Here is a 20,266-nt window from a genome sequence, read left to right as displayed (position 1 = left end):
ACCCATCCAACTCCCCAACAGCAACATCAACCACCACAACAACCATGATCCACAACGAACCAATCGAACTGCCGTTGCAGTATTAGGCAAAACTGACGCCCCTGTCCCCCGGAAGTTGCCGAACGGCTGCTGCTGTCCGTGCATGAGGAAGGAAGTTCGGGCTCCTGTCGCTCGTGCATCACCCGATGTTCGCATCTCGACACAACACTCACAGCGGCCGTTACCTCAGCGTCACGTTGCTTGGATGTAGGCATGGCGAGTCCTCAGCGGCCACTTACCTCCCTCAAGGAGCCGTAGCACGATGTCCAACGCCCGCTTGCGGATCAGTCGCCCTCGGCGGCATCGACTGGCCACCGCGATCTCCACAGGCCTCGTCCTGACTTTGGCGTCGCCTGCTGTCGCCATGGCGGATGACACGGCCGCCTCAGCGACTGACCCCGTCCCGGTTCAGCTGCTGTCCATCACCGACCTCCACGGCTACTTCGGCGACTACACCACGACAGTGCCGGGCGCCCACGCCGGTGAGGCGCCCCAAACCGTCGGCGGCGGCGCCTACCTGGCGGCCCATCTGGACCGGCTCCGTGAAAAGGCCGCGCTGCCCGAGTCGAACTCGATCCTGTTCTCGGCCGGGGACGACTTCTCCGGCTGGCCCAACGAGACCGCGTACTTCTGGAACGAGCCGACGATCGAGTACCTCAACCACATCGGTCTGCAGTTCTCGACGATCGGGAACCACGAGCTGGACCGCAACCTCGACTACCTGCGCCACATGATGAACGGCACGTGCGAGGGCCGCCCCGATGGCGATCTCTGCTTCACCGACTCCACCGGCAAGAAGTTCGCCGGAGCCGACTTCGACTACTACTCCGCGAACGTCGTCGACGGCGCGACCGACGAGCTGGTCGCGAAGCCGTACCACATCGAGCAGGTCGACGACGGCCACGGCGGAACGCTGCCCGTGGGCTTCATCCACGCGACCACGAGCGGCACGCCCAACGAGGGGCTCTCGTACTGGCCGGCCAACCAGCTGCGCTTCCTGCCCGAAGCGACGGAGATCAACCGGTACGCCGCCGAGCTCCAGGCCCAGGGCGTGCAGGCCATCGTCGCCACCGTCCACGAAGGATTCTCGCAGGTCGGCGACTTCTACAACGACTGCAAGAACCCCTCCGGGCCGATGGTCGAGATGAACAAGCAGATCTCGCCCGCCGTCGACGCCGTCATCACCGGGCACTGGCACGCCCTCGGCAACTGCATGTTGCCCGACCCGGCAGACAACCCCCGCCCGGTCGTCGAGGCCGCCAACCACGGCCGCCTCATCAGCGAGATCAACCTGCAGCTGGACCCCGAGACCGGCGACGTCCTGCGCGACCGGACCACCTCCACCAACCACGCCAACGCCCGCACCGTGACTCCGGACCCCGAGGTCCTCCGGATGGCCCAGTACTGGCGCGACCGCGTGCAACAGCGCAGGAACGAGCCCGTCGCCGACATCGCCGGTGACCTCACCCGCACGTCTGCCGACGCGGAGGAGTCGACCCTCGGCAACGCCACCGCCGACGCGTTCCGGTGGGCAGCGCAGAAGGACGGCGGTGCCGACGTCGGGATCGTGATGCCGAACACGCTGTTGCGCGACGTCACCTACGCGCCGACCGCCGGCAACCAGGCCGACGCTCCCGGCCGCGTGCTGTTCGGAGAGCTGATGTTCGGTGTGATCCACGAGAGCGGCGGCTTCGGCGCAGCACTCACGAGCGGTGAGCTGACCGGCCGCGAGCTCGACCAGCTGCTGGAGAGCCAGTGGCAGCAGGCCGCCGACGGCTCCACCACCTTCCGACCGCTGGGGGTCTCGAACAGCGTCAGCTACCGCTACGACCCCACGGCACCCGTCGGTGATCGCGTCGACTTCGGGCAGGTCCGCATCAACGGCGAGCTGCTCAAGCCCAACGCCACCTACCGCGTCGCGACGCTGTCCAAGGACTTCGTGCCCCGGTCTGCCGTCCCCGGGTTCACCGCCCTGTTCAACGCCCGCGATCAGCACCGGACGGCCTACTCCGGCCCCGACGCGCTGGCCGGCTACCTGCGCGCGCAGGCGCCGCTCACCCCGCCGGCGCTTGACCGGGTTCAGGCGCAGCCGTAGCTCGCTCGTGCCGCGCGGGCGTCCAGCGCCCGCGCGGCACTTCTTTTGCGGAATGCGTCATCCTCCAGTGTTGCCGCTGCTACTCCGTAAGCCTACGCTTACGGTTCGTGGGCACTTACCGAATCTCGGATGCCGCGTGGAACGCGTTCGGGGATCCGAGTCGGCGCGCGATCATCGAGTGCCTGGCCGAGCGGCCGCAGTCGGTCCGCGAACTCGCCGATGGGCTGCCGATCAGCCGACCAGCGGTCTCCCAGCACCTCAAGGCACTCAAAGGCGCAGGGCTGGTCACCGACCGCCCCGCCGGCACAAAGCGCATCTACCAACTCAACCCGGCAGCCGTGGGCGCGTTGCGCGATCAGCTCGACACCTTCTGGAGCCGTGCGCTGGCCGCCTACGAGGACGCCGTCGAACAACCCGAAGGAGATTGAGCAATGACTCGGTCAACGAGCACGGTGGTCCGCAAGGAGGTCGTCGTGAACGCCCCGATCGAACGAGCCTTCACCGTTTTCACCGAGCGATTCGGCGACTTCAAGCCACCCGAGCACAACCTGCTGCAGGCCGAGATCGCCGAGACGGTGTTCGAACCCCACGTCGGCGGCCACATCTTCGACCGGGGGGCCGACGGCAGCGAGTGCCGCTGGGCCCGAATACTCACCTACGAGCCCCCGCATCGCGTCGTCTTCAGCTGGGACATCAACCCCCGATGGCAGATCGAATCCGACCAGGAGCACACGAGCGAGGTCGAGGTCCGCTTCATCGCCGAAGCCGCGCAGCGCACGCGTGTGGAACTCGAACACCGCGAGCTCGATCGCCACGGACCTGGCTGGCAAGCCGTCAGCGATGGTGTGGGAGGCGAGGGCGGCTGGCCGGTGTACCTCGCCCGCTACGCCCAGCTGTTGGCCGGGGACCGCTGATGGCGGCATCGGGCACTATCAGCGACGCGATGCCACCACCTCGGGAACCTCTGCAACGCAAGAGCGATGCGCTCGAACTGCTGCGCTCGGAAACCACCGCGTGGTTGGCCACGGGCGATTCCGACGGCCCGCACCTCGTCCCGCTCCTGTTCCACCACAACGGCGAGGTGCTCACCTTCGCGACCTTCGCGAACAGCCGCACGGTGACCAACGTGGCCGCCACCGCCCGAGCACGGGCAGCCATCGGCCATCACTACGACGTGGTCATGGTCGACGGCACGATGAAGATCATCGAGCCCGACGCGATTGATCCGACCATCGCCGACCCGTTCTCCTCACTGCTGCGCGGCGGTCCTGACCCGCGGCGCACACCCGGATTCGTCTACCTCCAGCTCACCCCAACTCGGTTGCAAGCATGGCGCTCCTTCGCCGAGCTCGACGGCAGGACCCTGATGCAGTCCGGCCAGTGGCTGGTCTGACCACGAGGCGATCCGCTTGCAGACACAGTTACCGGAACGACGGAGAAGCGAAGGCTCGCTCCGGGCCGTCGAACACCCGGCAGTCGACAAGCAGATCGGGATTCCCCTGTAGCGGGAACTACCGGCGCGATTCGGGGGCCAGGTCGGCGACCGGGCCGATGACGATGACCGCGGGCGGCTTGATGTCGGCTTCGCGGATCGCCTCGGCGACCTCGCCCAGCGTCGTGCGGAGCGTCTTCTGGTTGCGCGTGGTGCCTTCTTGGACCACGGCGACCGCGGACTTCGGGTTGCGACCGTGCTCCATCAGAACCGCCGCGAACTCCGCGATCCGCTTGACGCCCATCATCAGCACGATGGTTCCGCGCAGCCGTCCCAGCGCCGGCCAGTCCACAAGGGACTGTTCGTCGTGCGGTCCGACGTGCCCGGACACGACCACGACCTCGTGCGCGACACCGCGATGCGTCACCGGCACGTCCGCCGCGGACGGAGCCGCGAAAGCACTGGTGATCCCGGGAACGGCCGTCACCGCGACACCGGCCTCGGCGCACGCCAGCAACTCCTCGAACCCGCGCCCGAACAGGTACGGGTCGCCGCCCTTGAGCCGCACCACGAACTTCCCGGCCTTGGCGTGCTCGATCAGCAGCGAGTTGATGACTTCCTGGTTCGCCGCCCGTCCGTACGGAATCTTCGAAGCGTCGACCACTTCCACGTGCGGACCGAGCTCTTCGAGCAGTTCGCGCGGCGCCAACCGGTCGGTGATCACCACGTCCGCGCGCCCCAGCAGCTGACGCCCGCGCACCGTGATCAAGTCCGGATCGCCCGGCCCGCCACCCACCAGGGCCACACCCGGCGCCGGGGGCTCGGACTTCTCGTCGACCACGCCGGTCCGCAACGCCTCGACGAGCGCGTCACGAACGGCGGCCGAACGCCGGTGCTCGCCACCCGACAGCACGCCAAGCAGCAGCCCGCCGTGCTGCGCCACCGCTGGGGTGACGGCGGTTCCCTGCGAGGCGTCGTCGGCGCGCACGCAGAAGATGCGGTTCTGCTCGGCCTCAGCCGCGACCGCCGCGTTCACCTCGCTGCCGGTCGCACACGCCACGACGTACCAAGCGCCATCGAGGTCGCCGGCCGCGTAAGGGCGCTGGTGCCAGGTCAGCTCGCCCGCTTCGGCCATCGCTTCAACGGCCGGAGTCGCTTCCGGCGCGATGACCTCGACCCGTGCACCGGCGTTGATCAGGCGCGGAACCCGGCGCTGCGCGACGGTGCCCGCGCCGACGACGACCACCCGCTTTCCGGTGAGGTCCAGGCCGGCGAAGTAGTGGTGCTCAAGGTGCTTGGTCATGTCCGTAGTCCAGTCGTGCTCGCCCGGCGACGTCGCCGGGGACTCGTGCTCAAGGGGCTGTTGGCCACTTCGTCGTGGCTCACGATCACCGGTCTGGCCGCTCGGCGCCACCCCGACCAGCCCGTGGACGCCGGTCACGCGCGCTCCGCCCGATCGCGATGGGAGGCGAGGCTCCACCAGAGCGCGGCGCCGCCCCATACTGCCATGAAAACGGCCAGGGTCAGATAGCCGAGCAGTTCGAAGTGGTCGCTGATCGCCGCGATCGGCGTGGTGTTCGGCACGCCGAACTCATCGAGCACACCGGCGAGCACGACCAGCGCGACGACCGCCGCCAGCACCACGGTCAGCGCGGTGGTGGTCACGTTCACCCACAGCCGCCGCAGCGGCTGGGCCAGCGACCAGGCGTAGGCGCGGGACATCAGCATGCCGTCCACGCTGTCCACAGTGCACATGCCCGCGGCGAACAGCAGCGGCAGGCTCAGCACGGCGATCGGCGACAGCTGTCCCGGCGTGACCATGGCCAGCACGGTGATCTCGGTGGCGGTCTGCATGCCGAGACCGAACAGCAGCCCGATGCCGAACAAGTGCCAGGAGCGGGCGACGTTGCGCATCCGTCCGCGCAGCAGCCGCGCGAGCAACCCGCGACGGCCGAGCACCATCTCGACCTCGGTCTCATCGATGTCACCGCGCCGTGCCCGGCGCAGCAGGCGCACCGCGTCGCGCAGGACCAGCGCGTTGAGCACGGCCAGGGTGGTCAGCACCGCGATCACGACCAGGTCCACGACCGTCGAGACCTGCACTCCGGCCTGCTCCGCCCACCCCTGCGCGGCGGGCCCGGCGACGAACGCGACGGCGAACGCGAGGAAGAGCACGACGCTGGCGTGTCCGAGGGCGAACCACATGCCGGTCGAAACCGGACGTCGTCCGCGTTGCATCAGCAGTCTCGTGGCGTCGTCGATCACCGCGACGTGGTCGGCGTCGAAGCCGTGGCGCAGGCCGAGCAGGTACGCCGTGGTGCCCGCTGCGGCAAGCCCGCCCGCCATGCCGAAGTTGTCCTGGTGCAGCAGGTAGGCACCCCAGCCCACCAGGTGCAACGCCCCGACCGCGGCCAGCACGATCGTCGCTTTGCGCCGCTCCTCCGCGCCCCAACCGGCGCGCAGCTGTTCCGTTCCGGATTCCCCAACCATGGGTTCTCCGACCTCCTGGGTTTCCCGCCCGAGGGGCTCGGTGTCCGCGCGCCGCGGTGCGACGCGGGGCCGGCGCGCAGTCTCCTGACTCCCGGATCGACGCGGCACCCCGGCCTTCCAGCTGCGTGGCAGCCGTGGCCTCGGGTGGGGGCCGCTCCCCGGTCACAGTGGCGGGACCGTCCCGGATTCGCACCGGGTTCCTGCACTGTCGGCGGCGAGATCCTTCCGCGATCACCGGCCCCGGGTCAAACCCCGGTGACCGCGATCACCTGAATCACAGTTTCAATTGAAACTGTGATCACCCGTGCCTGGCATTTACAGTTTCAATTGAAACTGTGGTCTGCGGAGCCGGCGGAGCCTCACCGGAAGCCCGCCCACGACTACTCCGAACGGATGAACATCGGCCTTTCGCCGGTCGGGCACCGCGCGCATGCTGGGGGTTACGGCGACCTGAAACGGCCTGCGCCAGCGGGCTGACGGGGACCAGGAGGCCACCATGAACGAGACGCACACGATCACGTTGAACCTGCAGGTCGTGGAGGCGGGATCGAAGACCACCGCCGACGTCGGGTTCACCACCCCGGCCGGTCAGGCGCTGCACGGCCATGGAACCGCGCGACGCCACCCGGACGACCAGGAGGTACCGCAGATCGGCGACGAGATCGCGATCGCCCGCGCCCTGTTCGAACTGGCGCACAAACTGCTGGACAACGCGGCCAAGGACATCGGAGAACGCCTCCACCGCCGCGTGCACCTACCCGCCTGACCACAACGGCGATTTCGCGCGAGACCCCTTCGCGGAAGGCAGATTTCGCGCGAGATCGCCGGTTCACGAGTGCACCTCGAGGGCTTCGCCGACCGCCTTCGCAGCGAGGTCCGCGACGTCTTCGCCCAGCCCCTGACGGACCCGGACGCGCAGCGGAGCCGGTCCGAAGCGAGGTAGATCAGCGACGAGCCCTTCCAGGCGCGGCTTCGCTTGCAGCAGCCCTGCTGCGGGAGCGGTCGAGCCGGGTCCGCGTGGCGGGGCTCGTCCTCGGCATGTTCGCCGTGGTCACCACCCTCGGCGGCCAGGTGCTCGCCGAAGGCGCGCTGAACCCGGGCATCCTGCTCGCCCTGGTCGGGCTCCTCTGCTTCTCCGCAGGCGGCTCTACCAGCAGCGGTTCTGCGGTCCGATCGATCCGCGGGCCGGCGGGGCGGTGCAGTCGGCAGCCGCCGGCGCCGCGGTCGGCGTGATCACGCTGTTCGAGCACCGCCAGGTCACGCACTGGGCGCAGGCCACCGCGGTGCTGGTGATCGGATCCGCCTGCTACCTGCGGGCGGTCGCCGTCGGCGGGGCCAGCCGGGCAAGCGCCCTGTTCAGCAGCGTGCCGCCGGGCGCCGCACTGCTGGCCTGGCCCCTGCTCGGCGAAACCCCCACCCCCGCAGTGGTTCTCGGCATCGCGCTCGGCGCCGCGTCCTGCGTGCTGGGCACCCGTCCGGACAGGGGAGCTCCGGCGGTGCCCGTGCGCCCGCTCGAGCTCACGGCTTGAGGTACTCGAGCACGGCCAGCACGCGGCGGTTGGTGTCCTCGGCGTTCGCCAGGTCGAGCTTGCCGAAGATGCTCGCGATGTGCTTGCTGACCGCGCCTTCGCTGACCACCAGTTCCTGCGCGATCGCCGCGTTGGAACGGCCTTCGGCCATCAGCGCGAGCACGTCGTTCTCCCGCGAGGTCAGCCGCTGCAACGGTGTCGTACGGCGGGCGACCAGCTTAGAGATCACCTCTGGGTCCATCGCGGTGCCACCGGCGGCTACCCGGCGCACCGCGTCGATGAACTGGTCGGCGTTGAAGACCCGGTCCTTGAGCAGGTAGCCGACGCCACCGGTGCCGTCGGCCAGCAGTTCCCGCGCGTACAGCTGCTCAACGTGCTGGGACAGCACCAGCACCGGCAGTCCGGGGATCTCGCGCCGCGCGGACAACGCGGCGCGCAACCCCTCGTCGGTCTGGGTCGGCGGGAGGCGGACATCGACGACAGCCACGTCCGGGCGCTGCTCGATCAGCGCCCGCTCCAGCTCTGGGCCGGTCTCCACGGCGGCCACCACCTCGCAGCCGTGCGCGGTGAGCAGCGTGCTCAGTCCGTCTCGGAGGAGGAAGAGGTCTTCGGCGAGGACAACGCGCACGGGATCTCCATCGTCGCCGCGGTCGGTCCACCGGGCGGGCTGCTCAGCTGCAAAGTTCCGTCGAATGTACCGATGCGGCGGCAAATTCCGGTCAGCCCGCCGCCGAGCTCGGGGTCGGCACCACCCACGCCGTCGTCGGTGACCGCGATCCGCAGCGCCTGGTCGTACCTCAGCTCGACGCGGATCGATTCCGCCCGGCTGTGCTTGACCGCGTTCGTGATCAGTTCGAGCGTCGCGAAGTAGGCGGCGGCCTCGATCGCGGACGGGCACCGCCCCGGCACGTCGGCATCGATCTCGACGGGCACCACGAGGTCCAACGCCACCGCGCGCACCGCGTCGACCAGCCCGCGTTCGGTGAGCACCGGTGGCCGAATGCCGCGGACCAAGGCTCGGAGTTCGGCCAGGGCCTGGCCGGAATCCGCCTTGGTCTGGCCCAGGAGTTCCTTGGCACGCTGCGGATCCCGCTCCACCAGCTGCTCGACGGCGGAGAGCTTCAACCCGAGCGCGACGAGCCTGGCCTGCGGGCCGTCGTGCAAGTCGCGCTCGATGCGCCGCAGCTCGGCGTCCTCGGCGTCGGTCGCGTCGGCGCGGGTCTCAGCGAGCTGACGAACCCGCTGGGCCAACTGCGCGCGCTCGGTCGGTGCCAGCAGCAACCGGGTCCAGCGGCCGTGCAGGCGCAGCAGCGGCGGAGCGAGGGCCAGCACACCGGCCCCGGCCAGCAGTCCCAACGGCATTCCGAGCAGCGGGGTGCTCGCAAGCCATTTCGCCGGTGCGAACACGTGCTCCCACGGCCATCCGAACTCGGCGAAGAAACGACCGATCCGCACCCAGAACGGGATCCAGAGACCCCACAGGAAGATCCAGCCCAGCACGGCCACCGGAACCAGTAGCAGCACGGTGACCGGACCGTCGCCGAGCAGCCACAACAGGTCCCGCCAGGTCGCCGGATCGGCCATCGCGCGCCGGTAACGGGCGCGGCGCATCGCCGGACGCGGCGAGGTCCGCAGCTCACGACCGGCTCGGTAGAACCCGTCAGCGGTGGGCACCGGCTCGTCGAGCGGCCGGTACAGCTCCTCGACCGGGATCCCCGACCAAGTCCCGGCGAACCGCCGACCGAACCCGGCCAGGCGTTGCACGAGCACGTTGCACCACGGCCACCACATGAACGCGCCGAGCACATGGGTGAGCACGAACAGCACGACCAGGAGCACACCGAAGACCAGGTTCACGACCGCCAGCAGGGCGAGGACCGCCAACCGCCAGAGATCGCGCAATCCCCTGCTGACCCACAACTGCCACGGGCGCAGCTCAGCCGGGCCCAGCCGTGAACGCGTCCACCGCCCGTAGAACCGGAGCACCCGCTGCCGACGACGGCCAGCAGTCCCAGCGCCGGGCCGACGACCGTGTTGAGCAGTAGCCAGCTCATGTCCCGGCCCGTCGCCGGATCCTCCGACAGCCAGTGCACCCGCTCCATGTACCGGGGCACTCGCGGCGTCCGGTACAGCCGCTTGTCGTAGCGGTACCAGCCCTCGGCGTCGGGCTGCGGGTCGGGCGGGGCCGGGTGGTACGACGTCGCGATCGGCACCTCGCACCAAGCACCGGACAGGCGGCGGCTTCGATCGACCGCAGCCCGACACCGCGCCACGACCCGCTCGCCCAGGAACGGCATGCCCACCACCGAGAGGCAAAGGCCCAGTGTGTAGGCCACGTACAGCAGCGGCCCGGGCAAGGCCAGCAGTGCGAGCACCAAGCCGTGCTTGGCAGTTCTGATTCGCATGGAACCATTCTTTTGCGCGGCAACGGTGTTGACCTTGCAGCTGGTTTCCGGATCGGGGTGGACTTATCTCCACCCCCCACCGGGAGCCAACCGCATTCCCGCAGGTCCGGCGCCAGCCTAGCGTCACCGCCATGTCCTCCCCGAATTCACGGGAACGTCTGCGCCAGGCTGATTTCCACCTACCTCGGCAGACCGGTGCGCACCTGGCCGGCCTGGCCCGCAGCCCGCTGACCGCGGTCTGCGGGCTGCGGGCTGCTCGTGCTCGGCGACTTCGCCACCGGCAGCGGCATCGCGCTAACCATCGCGGCCATCGGACTCGCGGCGAAGCCAGGCCCCGACCCGATCGCCCGGTTCACCGCGCACCTGCTGGCCGCCTTCGCGGTAGCGCTCGTCGCGGCAGCCTGCGCGACCTCTCCGCAGGAGGCGTCCGCGCTGCTCGTGACGAGTTCGCTGGCCGCGTTGGCCGTGCTGTCCGTCGGTTTGCTGTGCGCTGCGGTGGGCGGCCCGCTGCTCGCCGCGATCGCTCTGCTGCCCGGGCTGGTTCCGGGTTTCCAGTTCACCGCGTCCGGCGCGGCGATCCAGGCCCTCGCAGGTGAGCCGCACCTGCTGGTGCTGGCCGGGTACGCGCTGGTCGCGGGCAGGTCAGCCGATCGCCTCCTGGATGCGCTTCCACGCCGCCTGCACGTGCCGCCGCTCGGTCTGCGGCGAACCGACCGCGAACCGCAACACCGTGCGACCGTCCACTTTGGTGTGCGTCAGGTACAGCTCACCGGACTCGTTCAGCGACTCCATGAGCTGGTAGACGTGCTCGTCGGCCTGTTCCTGGAACAGCGGCCGGAAGCACACCAGCCCGAACGGATGCGGCTCCAGCAGCTCGAACCGCGGATCCTCGCGCACCCACCCGGCGAACTCCTGCGCGAGGCCCACGGTGGTCCGGATGTGCTCGCGCAACCCTTCGGCCCCGTACCAGCGCAGCACCGACCACAGCTTCAACGCCCGGAACCGGCGCCCCAGCGGCACCTGCCAGTCGCGGTAGTCGATCACATCGCCGGACGCCGTGGCCGGGTTGCGCAGGTACTCCGGCAGGATCGACAGCGCGTCGATCATCGGCGCGCGATCGGCCATCCACAGCAGGCTGCAGTCGAAGTTGGTCAGCAACCACTTGTGCGCGTTGGTGCAGTAGGAGTCGGCGAACTCGGCGACCCCGTCGTTGATCCAGCGCAGCTCCGGGCACACCGCGGCCACGCCCGCGTAAGCCGCGTCGACGTGCAACCAGACCCCGCGCGCCCGGCACACCTCGCCGACGGCGCGGACCGGGTCGATCGCAGTGGTCGAGGTGGTGCCGACGGTCGCGCACACCAGGGTCGGCACGGCGCCCGCGGCCAGGTCCTCAGCGATCAGGGCGTCGAGGTGAGCGGGATCCATACCCAGGGTGTCCGGATCGACGTCGACGATCCGGACGTTGTCCGCGCCGATGCCGACCATCCGCGCGGCCCGCTCCAAGGACGAGTGGGTGTGCTCGGAGACGTAGAGCGTGTGGCGCCGGGTGATGCCCTTGCTCGCGACGTCACCGCCGCTGACCCGCTGCAACGCAGCCAGGCAGGCCACCAGCGCGGCGCTCGACGCCGAGTCCTGGATGACGCCGCCACCGACCGCATCGGTCCGGAAGTTCTCCGGCAGCCCGAGCAGCTCGGCCATCCAGTCGACCACGACGGTCTCCAGCTCGGTGCAGGCCGGACTGGTCGCCCACACCATGCCCTGCACGCCGAGCCCGCTGGAGAGCAGATCACCGAGGATGGCGGGCCCGCTGGCGTTGGCCGGGAAGTAGGCGAAGAAGTTGGGATGCTGCCAGTGCGTCACGCCGGGAACCAGCACGGCGTCGAGATCGCGAAGCACCTCCTCGAACGGTTCGCCCTGCTCAGGAGGGTGCGCGGGAAGCTGAGCCCGAACCTCCCCAGGCCGCACCTGCGACCGAACGGGATGGGACTCGACGCCGGCGTAGTAGTCGGCAACCCAGTCAACGACCTGCCTGCCGAAAGCCCGGAACTCCTCCGGTGACATGTGTCCAGCCACCCCGCCACCCTCTCACCGCCAACGGCCCCAGACCAGAGCCAACGCGGTCAGACCCCGCCGAACCTATCGACGTGGCACACCTTGGCGAACTGCGGACAACCATTCCCAGCCCCGCCCAGTCCGATCAGCAAGTCCTCCACGGACCGAGGATCGCGGCGATAACGCGACACCTGCCGGGTCAGCGCGCGAAAGACCGCACCGGGTGCGAGTTCGTGCAGATCGAGCAGGAACTCGTCCTGGTGCAAGGCCATGACGTCATAGCACTCTGGTCATGTCCGTCCTTGCGTGTCCGTTCCGAGGGCGGCACGCGCCGGTCGGGCGGGCGGACAAGACAGTGACGGGGCTTCTGGACCAAGCTCCTATGAAGTCACAAGCGCCCGTCCGGCCGCGTGCGTGGTGACGCCCGGCGGGCCGACAAATCCCAAACAGGACAGTCGAAACGTCAGTCAGGGGGTGGGTCAGACCCGCCTTCGGCGTCACCACGAACATCATCACTGTCAGGGGGTTTCCGTGGCCATCCAGCGGTAGCCGCGCGGGGTGACCATTCGGTGGCCGACCACTGCGGACTGGGAGGAGCCCACGACCACCGTGGTGTGCATGTCCACGTCGATCGGGTCGAATTCGCTGATCGGGGCGCACCAGACCCGTTGGCCCGTTCGGGTCGCGCGCTGGACCGCGCCGACCGGGGTCGTCGCCGGGCGGTGTTCCGCCAGGATCTCCAGCGTTCGGCCCAGCTGCCAGTTCCGCTGCTCGGAGCGCGGGTTGTAGAGGCAGACCACCAGGTCGCCCTCGGCGGCCGCCCGCACGCGGCGCTCGATGACCGCCCACGGAGTGCGCAGGTCGGACAGGCTGATCAGCGCGTGGTCATGGCCGAGCGGCGCGCCCAGCAGGGCCGATGCCGCCAGCACGGCGGTCACACCCGGAACTCCGACGACCTCGATGTCGACGTCGGCCTTCTCCAGGGCCGGGCTCGCCATCGCGTACACCCCGGCATCACCCGAGCCGATCAGCGCCACCGCGCGGCCTTCGCGGGCCAGTTCGACCGCCTCGGTCGCGCGGGCCTCTTCCTCGCCCAAGCCGGTGGCCCGCACTTCGGTGCCCGGCCGCAGCAGGTGCCGCACCTGGTCGACGTGCTGGTCCAGGCCGACGACGACCGAAGCGCGGCGCAACTCGGCGTCGGCGCGCGGAACGCGCAGGTCCGCCGCTCCGGGACCGATACCGATGAGCGCCAGCCGGCCCCTGGGGAGGATCCGGGCGGCTGCTGCGGTCACTCCGTTGCCCTTGATCTTGGGCGCGACCAGCTCGACCTGAGCGCCGTAACCGAGCTCGGCCGCCGCGTGCAGCGCCGACGCCTCCGCCACGCTGGGCGTACCGGCCTCCGCGCCTACTGCCTCGCTGGGGTTGGGCACCTCGACTTCGGCGAGCACCTCGGCCGGGTAGGTCAGCAGCGACAGCTCGTCGCCGCCGTCTGCGGAGTGCCAGAACCCGAGGTCCTGCACCGCTTCCAGGATCCCGTCCTCGTCGGCCTTGAGGTCCACGCTGGCGATCGCCCTGATCGCGCGCGGGTCCAGGCCGTGCTCGCGGTCCAGCCGGGCGATCGTCTCGGTCACCGCGGTGCGCGAGATCCCGCTGGTCGAACCGACTCCGACCACCAGAGTGCGCGGGATCAGCCGCAGCGTCCGCTCTTCCTCCTCGGTCGGGCGGCGGTCGTCGATCACCACCGTCCACAGCGGCGTTTCGATGCCCGGGGACACGTTGGGCGGCAGGGCGGGCAGCGGGAAGCCGTGCGGGTTGACCAGAAGCACCGGCAGGTCCTCGAGCAGCGCCGCACCGCAGGACGCCAGGTCACCGTCCACAGTGGCGTCGAGCTGCTCGACCAGCTCGTCGAGCGGGGTGACACCGGTGCCGCCGGTGGCCGTGGTGACCACCGGCTCGCAGTCGAGCACGTCGGCGACCTGCTCGGCGAGGGCGTTGGCGCCGCCGGCCTGGCCCCCGGTCAGGGCGATCGCGAAGCGCTGCTCCTCGTCGACGCAGACCACGCCCGGGTCAGCGCGCTCGTCGCGCAGCAGCGGCGCGACCAGTCGCACTGTCGCGTCGCTGGCCAGGAAGAACACCGCTGCGTCGAGGTGATCCCAGAGGCGGCGCACGGCAGATCCGATCGGCCCGTCGGCGACGACCGCGTCCGGCCCCAGCCGTCCGGCGAGCTCAGCGGCGGCCCGCCGTCCCGTCGCGGTCACCGCGAACAGACCGATCACTGCAACTCCCCTACCCGGTCGACAGCCCTCCACCGCATGGTCCCACCTGCATGGTTCCGCCCTCCTCGGGCGCACGGAAAAACCACAGTTTCAATTGAAACTGTAATTCCCACCCACGGCGAATCACAGTTTCAATTGAAACTGTGGTCACGACGAGCACCTGTGGTCGATGGGGGACCGATGTGTCGTGAGTGGCGATGGCGGTACTCACGACCATCGCCGCGCACGAGCCCCAGCGCCGAACGGGAGTGGAAGGAACTCACCGAAACCGGTGAGGGGTGACGACGTCCGTCGGCGTGTCGGGGCCCGACACACCGACGGGGCGCGATTTCCATTGAAATTGGACGTGCGATTTCAATGGAAATTGCGCCCCGCGCAGGGAGGACGTGTCGCCGGAGACGGCGGGTTACTGCTTCTTGTAGCCGGAGATCAGGACCACCGGGTCCGCTGCTTCGAGGCGGGACTCGCCGTCCGAGAGCTCCACGAGGCGGGCCGCCGAGAGCTGGACGCCCTCGACCTGGTAGCCCGCCGTGCGCAGCGTGTCGCGGGTCGGGCCGATCCGGTCCAGCGCCGCCAGCGCGACTACGACGCGGCTCGCTCCCGCGTGCGCGCACGCCGTGACAACTTCGGCGCCACCGGCACCGACGAAGATCGAGTCCGGGCGGGGCAGGTTCCGCAGGACCTGCGGCGCTTCGCCCTCCTCCACCCGGACGTCCACGCCGTGGCTGGCCGCGTTGGTGATCAGCCGCATCGCCTGCGTTTCGTCGGACTCCACCGCGATCGCCGCCGCGCCCAGCCGGGCGCACTCCACGGCCACCGAGCCGGAGCCCGCGCCGACGTCCCACACCAGTGCTCCCGGGCGCGGCGCGAGCTTGGCCAGCGCCACCGCCCGCACCTCGGCCTTGGTGATCACGCCGTCTCGGTGCGAGAACTCGTCCTCGGACAGCGCCCAGCCGGTGGCCGGCAGCACCGGCTCGCCGCCGACGATCCAGCCGCGGTGCGGCACGTCGTCCAGATCGGCCAGGGACAACACGATGTTCGGCTCGCGCCAGGTCCGCTTGGCCGCCTCCGCCGGGTCCACGGTGACCACCGATTCGTAAGCCCCGCCGAGGTCCTCGGCGACCACCATGGTGCGCCGCCACCCGGTCAGCCCGGAACCGATCTGCGCCGGTCCGGCCTTCGGCGCGGTCGTCAGCACCACCACGGCCGGACGCGCGCGGCAGACGTTGATCGCCTTGGCCAGGTCCTGGCTGTTGGCGTTGACCACCACCACGTCGTCCCACGAACGGCCAACGCGGGCCATCAACTGCTGCACGCTGGACGTCGACGGCAGCACCGTGCACCGGATGCCTCGCTCGCGCAGCGCGCGCACCGCGCCGAAGAAGCCGGGGTCGCCGGAGGCGAGCACCACGCCGTGCTCCTCGCCGGACAGCGCGGACAGCGCGTTCAGCGCCGGTTCCAGCGGCCCCAGCTCGAGCTTGCGCGCGTGCTCTGGCGCATGCGCGTCCAGATGCCGCTTGCCGCCCACCACGAGCCGCGCCGACTCCAACGCCTGCGCAGCACCCTTGGGCAGGTCGCCGCCGTCGATCCCGATCACCGTGACTGCCACGTCACCCACCTCACCTCGGCGACCGCGACCACGTGTTCCACCGGCACACCCCGAACACGCGACCGTCGGCCGCATTCCTCACCGAACTGCTCCAATACTGCTGCCACCGGCTCCCGGAGCCGGTCCGCACACGCCGACGCCGTGCGCTGGTGGCGGCAGCGATCCCCCGACCGGGCATCACTCTATGTCCACTTCGGACGACTCATCCCGCCAGCATCACTCGCCGGGCTCGTCCGCCTTCGCCGTGGACTTCCGCTTCGCGGCGGGCTTCGCCTTGGCCGTCGTCCGCTTCGCAGCGGTCGTCTTCGCGCTGGTGGACTTCGCCGCAGCGGTCTTCTTGGTCGTGGTGGGCTTCGCCGGAGTGGCCTTCGCGGTGGCGCGGGTGGTCGTGGTGCTCGCCGCGGACGTCCGCTTCGGCGCTGCCTCCACTTCGACGGTCTCCTCGAGCAGGCTGGGGAGAACGGGCTCCTCAACAGCAGGAACAGGCGCCTCGAGGGTGTCGACCACCACCGGCTCGTCGACGAACAGCTGCGACTGCGCCGCATCCACGCGCCGAGCCGCCGGACGGGTCGCCGCCACGCGCGCCGCTCCTCGCGCGCTCTCCTGCCAGTCGCGCACGGCCCACCAGGCCACGTCGGACTCCTTCACCGGCCCGTTGCCGCGCGGCCACGCCACCACCGGCTCGGCGCTGCGACGGGGCGAGGTGCTGGGACGCTCGGTCCGCGTCGTGCGCCGGACCGCCGGTTCCGCACGGCGGTAGGTGTGGAAGTAGGGCTGCGGACGGCTTCCGCTGCCGTTGAGGCTCTTGCCGACGATGAACAGCAGGTTCCGCCAGAGCTTGCGCTGCTTGACGGTCTTCTCCAGCTCGCCGAGCGTGGTGCGCAGCAGCGTCTCGTCGGGCCAGCTGACCTTGTAGGCCACCAGCACCGGGGTGTCGTCCGGGTAGCCGCCGGCACGCAACTCCTCGACCAGCTGGCCGGTGCGCGAGCCGGCGAGGGACAGCGCCATCGTGGTGCCGTGCTTGGCGAGCTCGCGCACCTCTTCCCCCGCGGGCGTCGGCGTCTTGCTCTCCATCCGGGTCACCACCAGCGACTGGGCGACCTCCGAGGTCAACTCGCGGCCGATCGCGGCGGCCGCCGCGGAGAACGGCGCGACACCGGGCACGATCTCGGTTTCCACGACCATCCGGGTGCACGCGTCGTGCTGCTCCTGGACGGAACTCCACATCGACGGGTCACCGGAGTGCAGGCGGACGACCTTGAGCTTGTCCCGCTCGGCGCGGCGGTAGATCTCCAGCGCCTGCTCGTGGGTGAGGCGGGAGGAGTCGATCAGCTCGGCGTCGGTGCTCGCGTGCTCCTGGACGCACTCCGGCGCGACCAGGCTCGCGTCCCACACCACGACGTCGGCTTCGGCGATCCGCCGCGCGCCGCGGACCGTGATCAGGTCGGCAGCGCCCGGACCGGCACCGATGAACGAGATCCGGCCAGTCAACATTGCTCTCCTCTTCCGCCTCGGGGTGGAAGTCCTACCACTGTGGACAGATGCGATGCGTCGTCCACTTCGGACGCATCGGGCCACTCGACCGGTGCGCCCAGGTGCCCGGTGCGGACCGAGCGCCCCCGGGCTCCGCGTGCGGCGGACGGCTCACCCAACCGGCGCCCGCCTTCGTAGGCAATGACCGTACCGCGTGACCGCACCGCCTCCTGAAGCGCGGTCACGTCCCGCACAGCATCTGTCACCGCTCGTGACGACCCGGATTCGCCGGGTTCCACATCGACCTCCACGACAATCGGCGACGCGCGGCACCGCGGCCAGCTCGATCTCGATCATCAGCTCACCGACGCCGACCGAGGAACCACCGAACGTCGAGTGGCGAATCCCACTCTGCCGCCCCGATCACGCAACTCCCGCGCACCTGGCCACGAAACGTTCGATCGAGTCGGGCTGCCCGGCGGGATGGGTGTGCAGGTAGGACGCGTGCACGCCGCCGTCGACGAAGCCCTCGCGCTGGATGCCCTCGTTCCGCCAAATCCAAGCGGCCTGCTCACCACGAGCGGGCTCCAACACGGTGCGGTGGAACTCGTGCCCGCTCACCCGCGAGCCTTCGGGGAACAGCACGGAATCGGTTGCGGCCACCGCATCCCGGTAACCGAGAGTCAGACGCGAGGACATCCGTGCCTTCGCAGCGAGCACTCCGCACAACGGATGCCCATCCAGTTCCTGAGCCAGGTACAGCAGCCCGCCGCATTCGGCGTGCACCGGCGCCCCGCTGGCCGCGAAGGCCGCGGTCTCCCTGCGCAGCTCGGTGTTCGCGGACAGCGCGGCCGCGTGCTGCTCCGGGAACCCGCCCGGCAGCACCAAACCCGCAGCGCGTTCGGGCAGTCGTTCGTCGTTGAGCGGGTCCACTACGGCGACCTCCGCACCAGCGGCTTCGAGCAGCTCGACGTGCTCGGCGTAGGCGAAGGTGAACGCCTGTCCCCCGGCCACCGCGATCACCGGCGCACCCTGCGGCTCGACCTCGTCCCGCGGGTTCCAAGCCGGTCCGGGAAGTTCCGGCGCCGAGCGTGCGAGAGCGGCGACCGCGTCGAGATCCACCGAGCTGGTAACGATTTCGGTCATCGCGTCCACCGCGCGGACCGCATCGGAGCCGTGCTCGACGGCGGTGACGAGCCCGAGGTGCCGCGACGGCACGGCGAGATCGTCGGCACGCGGGATGGCGCCGAACACCGGCAGTCCCGCAGCGTCCGCGGCATCGCGCAGCACCTGCTCGTGGCGCGGCGAACCTACGCGGTTCAAGATCACCCCGGCCACCCGGACCTCGGGCCGGTAGCTGCGGAAACCGTGCAGCAGCGCGGCAAGGCTGTGGCTCTGCCCCTTGGCGTCGACGACCAGCACGACCGGCGCGTCGAGCAGCTGCGCCACGTGCGCGGTGGAGCCGATCGCCAACCCTTCGCCGGGGCCGATGCGACCGTCGAACAGCCCCATCACGCCTTCCACCACGGACAACTCCGCCGACCCGTGCCGGAACAGCGGCGCAACCCGCTCCTCCCCGACCAGCACCGGATCCAGGTTGCGCCCCGGCCGGCCGGCGGCGATCCGGTGGTAACCGGGGTCGATGTAGTCCGGGCCGACCTTGAACGGCGCGACATCGGTGCCGCGACGCCGCAGCGCCCCGAGCAGCCCGGTCGCCACCGTCGTCTTGCCCTGCCCGGAAGCCGGAGCCGCGATCACCACGCGGGCGTGCGAAGCGGAAGTCACCACTCGATGCCCTTCTGGCCCTTCTGACCGGCGTCCATCGGGTGCTTGACCTTGGTCGTCTCCATCACCAGGTCAGCGGCGTCGATCAGCGCCTGCGGGGCGTAGCGACCAGTGATCACGACGTGCTGGTGGCCCGGGCGGTCGCGCAGCGTCGCCACGACCTCGTCGACGTCGACCCAACCCCAGTGCAGCGGATAGGTGAACTCGTCCAGCACGTACATCCCGTGCTGCTCCTCGCCGATCCGCCGCGCGATCTCGCGCCAGCCCTCCAGCGCGGCAGCGGCGTGGTCCTCCTCGCTGCCCTGCTTGCGCGCCCAGGACCAGCCCTCACCCATCTTGTGCCACTCGACGGGCCCGCCCTCGCCGGTCTCCTCGTGCAGTCGTCCCAACGCCCGGAACGCGGATTCCTCGCCAACCCGCCACTTCGCGGACTTGACGAACTGGAACACACCGATCGACCAACCCTGGTTCCACCCGCGCAGCGCGAGTCCGAAAGCGGCGGTGGACTTGCCCTTCATCTCACCGGTGTGGACCACGACCAGCGGCCTGTTGCGGCGCTGTCGAGTGGTCAAACCATCGTTGGGCACGCTAGAAGGCTGTCCCTGAGGCATATCCGAACCCTATCCGCCACCCCCGCGCGAGATCAGCTCCGGTGAAGGGGGCGAGCTAGTGGTCAACCTCACTGATCTTGGGACCGAGCGGTCGACGAACATGGACGGGCGTCCCAGACCGCAGGAGCCGCTGGTGCACTCGTCCCTGCAGACCTGGGCGACCTCGGTGGTCCGCGAAGCCCGAGGCCTGGCGATGTCCCTGTTCGCCTCCGCACTGTTCCTCGGCAGCGCAGCAGCATCAGCGGCAGCCGGCTACGCCGTCGACCAAGGCGAGTACGCCGTCCTCTTCGCTATCGCCGCAGCAACCGCGATCCCCCTGCTGATCACAGCCTCCGCCTGCCGCTATCGCTACCAGTCCCACACGGGGTCGTGAGTCTCGGCGCGGTGCGGCGATGGGCCGCCGAGCGCGAGCCCGAGGACCTGTTCTTCGTTTCCGACCTGCACGCCATGACCACGCCGCATCGCCCGCA

The 20,266-nt window shown here is 70.0% G+C and carries 21 protein-coding genes, 1 pseudogene and 1 riboswitch; of the genes and pseudogenes, 9 read left to right on the top strand and 13 right to left on the bottom strand.

The features are described from left to right. Positions 1-301 precede the first annotated feature (301 nt). The 4 genes from ACWCO2_RS34565 (at position 302) to ACWCO2_RS34550 (ending at position 3,527) form a co-directional block, all read left to right on the top strand. Positions 302-2,134 carry a bifunctional metallophosphatase/5'-nucleotidase gene (locus ACWCO2_RS34565; RefSeq protein ID WP_450132010.1) on the top strand — a complete coding sequence of 611 codons (1,833 nt, stop codon included), beginning with the start codon at positions 302-304 and terminating at the stop codon, positions 2,132-2,134. A gap of 107 nt (positions 2,135-2,241) precedes the next feature. Next, the gene (locus ACWCO2_RS34560; protein WP_450132009.1) at positions 2,242-2,562 is read left to right on the top strand and encodes an ArsR/SmtB family transcription factor; all 321 of its coding nucleotides are present in this window, start codon (positions 2,242-2,244) and stop codon (positions 2,560-2,562) included. Positions 2,563-2,565: 3 nt separating this feature from the next. Further along, positions 2,566-3,048 carry an SRPBCC family protein gene (locus ACWCO2_RS34555; RefSeq protein WP_450132008.1) on the top strand — a complete coding sequence of 161 codons (483 nt, stop codon included), beginning with the start codon at positions 2,566-2,568 and terminating at the stop codon, positions 3,046-3,048. Next, a complete protein-coding gene (locus ACWCO2_RS34550; RefSeq protein WP_450132007.1) occupies positions 3,048-3,527 on the top strand; it encodes a pyridoxamine 5'-phosphate oxidase family protein in 480 nt (159 codons plus the stop codon). The genes ACWCO2_RS34555 and ACWCO2_RS34550 overlap by 1 nt, the downstream gene beginning before the upstream one ends. Positions 3,528-3,645: 118 nt before the next feature. On the opposite strand, the gene cobA is transcribed toward ACWCO2_RS34550, so the two are convergent. Both cobA and ACWCO2_RS34540 read right to left on the bottom strand, forming a co-directional pair. Beyond that, positions 3,646-4,869 (bottom strand): uroporphyrinogen-III C-methyltransferase, encoded by a 1,224-nt coding sequence (cobA, locus tag ACWCO2_RS34545; protein WP_450132012.1) that lies wholly within the window; start codon positions 4,867-4,869, stop codon positions 3,646-3,648. 134 nt (positions 4,870-5,003) lie between these two features. After that, positions 5,004-6,056, bottom strand: a complete 1,053-nt coding sequence (locus tag ACWCO2_RS34540; RefSeq protein ID WP_450132006.1) for a HoxN/HupN/NixA family nickel/cobalt transporter — start codon at positions 6,054-6,056, stop codon at positions 5,004-5,006. Positions 6,057-6,133: 77 nt separating this feature from the next. Further along, positions 6,134-6,259, bottom strand: a riboswitch (cobalamin riboswitch). 293 nt (positions 6,260-6,552) lie between these two features. Here ACWCO2_RS34540 and ACWCO2_RS34535 point away from each other — a divergent pair. The 3 genes from ACWCO2_RS34535 to ACWCO2_RS34525 all read left to right on the top strand — a co-directional run bounded on the left by ACWCO2_RS34535 (position 6,553) and on the right by ACWCO2_RS34525 (position 7,585). Beyond that, positions 6,553-6,822, top strand: coding sequence for a DUF1876 domain-containing protein (locus ACWCO2_RS34535; RefSeq protein WP_450132005.1), 270 nt, complete (start codon positions 6,553-6,555; stop codon positions 6,820-6,822). A 251-nt stretch (positions 6,823-7,073) separates the two neighbouring features. Continuing rightward, on the top strand, positions 7,074-7,289 hold the full coding sequence (locus ACWCO2_RS34530) for a hypothetical protein (protein WP_450132004.1): 216 nt from the start codon (positions 7,074-7,076) through the stop codon (positions 7,287-7,289). Beyond that, complete coding sequence (locus ACWCO2_RS34525; protein WP_450132003.1) at positions 7,253-7,585, top strand: EamA family transporter; 333 nt, start codon at positions 7,253-7,255, stop codon at positions 7,583-7,585. The genes ACWCO2_RS34530 and ACWCO2_RS34525 overlap by 37 nt, the downstream gene beginning before the upstream one ends. Here the strand turns inward: ACWCO2_RS34525 and ACWCO2_RS34520 are convergent. From ACWCO2_RS34520 to cobO, 11 genes are all read right to left on the bottom strand, one after another. Further along, complete coding sequence (locus ACWCO2_RS34520; protein WP_450132002.1) at positions 7,575-8,213, bottom strand: response regulator transcription factor; 639 nt, start codon at positions 8,211-8,213, stop codon at positions 7,575-7,577. The two genes, ACWCO2_RS34525 and ACWCO2_RS34520, sit on opposite strands and share 11 nt — an antisense overlap. After that, positions 8,165-9,487 (bottom strand): sensor histidine kinase, encoded by a 1,323-nt coding sequence (locus ACWCO2_RS34515; protein WP_450132001.1) that lies wholly within the window; start codon positions 9,485-9,487, stop codon positions 8,165-8,167. Before ACWCO2_RS34515 ends, ACWCO2_RS34520 begins: the two co-directional genes overlap by 49 nt. Beyond that, complete coding sequence (locus ACWCO2_RS34510) at positions 9,439-9,990, bottom strand: sensor domain-containing protein (RefSeq protein WP_450132000.1); 552 nt, start codon at positions 9,988-9,990, stop codon at positions 9,439-9,441. Before ACWCO2_RS34510 ends, ACWCO2_RS34515 begins: the two co-directional genes overlap by 49 nt. Positions 9,991-10,169: 179 nt before the next feature. Continuing rightward, the gene (locus ACWCO2_RS34505) at positions 10,170-10,550 is read right to left on the bottom strand and encodes a hypothetical protein (protein WP_450131999.1); all 381 of its coding nucleotides are present in this window, start codon (positions 10,548-10,550) and stop codon (positions 10,170-10,172) included. Between the two features lie 82 nt (positions 10,551-10,632). Continuing rightward, positions 10,633-12,051, bottom strand: coding sequence for a pyridoxal-dependent decarboxylase (locus ACWCO2_RS34500; RefSeq protein ID WP_450132011.1), 1,419 nt, complete (start codon positions 12,049-12,051; stop codon positions 10,633-10,635). A gap of 59 nt (positions 12,052-12,110) precedes the next feature. Next, on the bottom strand, positions 12,111-12,314 hold the full coding sequence (locus ACWCO2_RS34495) for a hypothetical protein (protein ID WP_450131998.1): 204 nt from the start codon (positions 12,312-12,314) through the stop codon (positions 12,111-12,113). Between the two features lie 246 nt (positions 12,315-12,560). Beyond that, positions 12,561-14,318, bottom strand: coding sequence for a precorrin-3B C(17)-methyltransferase (cobJ, locus tag ACWCO2_RS34490; RefSeq protein WP_450131997.1), 1,758 nt, complete (start codon positions 14,316-14,318; stop codon positions 12,561-12,563). Positions 14,319-14,724: 406 nt separating this feature from the next. Next, positions 14,725-15,927: a precorrin-6y C5,15-methyltransferase (decarboxylating) subunit CbiE gene (gene cbiE / locus ACWCO2_RS34485; RefSeq protein ID WP_450131996.1), complete on the bottom strand. Its 1,203-nt coding sequence runs from the start codon at positions 15,925-15,927 to the stop codon at positions 14,725-14,727. A 216-nt stretch (positions 15,928-16,143) separates the two neighbouring features. Beyond that, positions 16,144-17,421, bottom strand: a complete 1,278-nt coding sequence (locus ACWCO2_RS34480) for a cobalt-precorrin-4/precorrin-4 C(11)-methyltransferase (protein WP_450131995.1) — start codon at positions 17,419-17,421, stop codon at positions 16,144-16,146. A 402-nt stretch (positions 17,422-17,823) separates the two neighbouring features. Then, positions 17,824-19,188, bottom strand: coding sequence for a cobyrinate a,c-diamide synthase (locus ACWCO2_RS34475; RefSeq protein WP_450131994.1), 1,365 nt, complete (start codon positions 19,186-19,188; stop codon positions 17,824-17,826). Beyond that, positions 19,182-19,796, bottom strand: a complete 615-nt coding sequence (gene cobO / locus ACWCO2_RS34470) for a cob(I)yrinic acid a,c-diamide adenosyltransferase (RefSeq protein WP_450131993.1) — start codon at positions 19,794-19,796, stop codon at positions 19,182-19,184. Before cobO ends, ACWCO2_RS34475 begins: the two co-directional genes overlap by 7 nt. 133 nt (positions 19,797-19,929) lie before the next feature. On the opposite strand from cobO, the gene ACWCO2_RS34465 reads away from it, so the two are divergent. Next, the gene (locus ACWCO2_RS34465; protein ID WP_450131992.1) at positions 19,930-20,169 is read left to right on the top strand and encodes a hypothetical protein; all 240 of its coding nucleotides are present in this window, start codon (positions 19,930-19,932) and stop codon (positions 20,167-20,169) included. Beyond that, a pseudogene (locus tag ACWCO2_RS34460) lies at positions 20,133-20,266 on the top strand (tryptophan--tRNA ligase); the annotation flags it as partial. The gene ACWCO2_RS34465 and the pseudogene ACWCO2_RS34460, both read left to right, overlap by 37 nt.

The sequence above is a fragment of the Saccharopolyspora sp. NPDC002376 genome (genome assembly GCF_053593195.1).
This window is presented reverse-complemented; position numbering and strand designations above follow the sequence as displayed.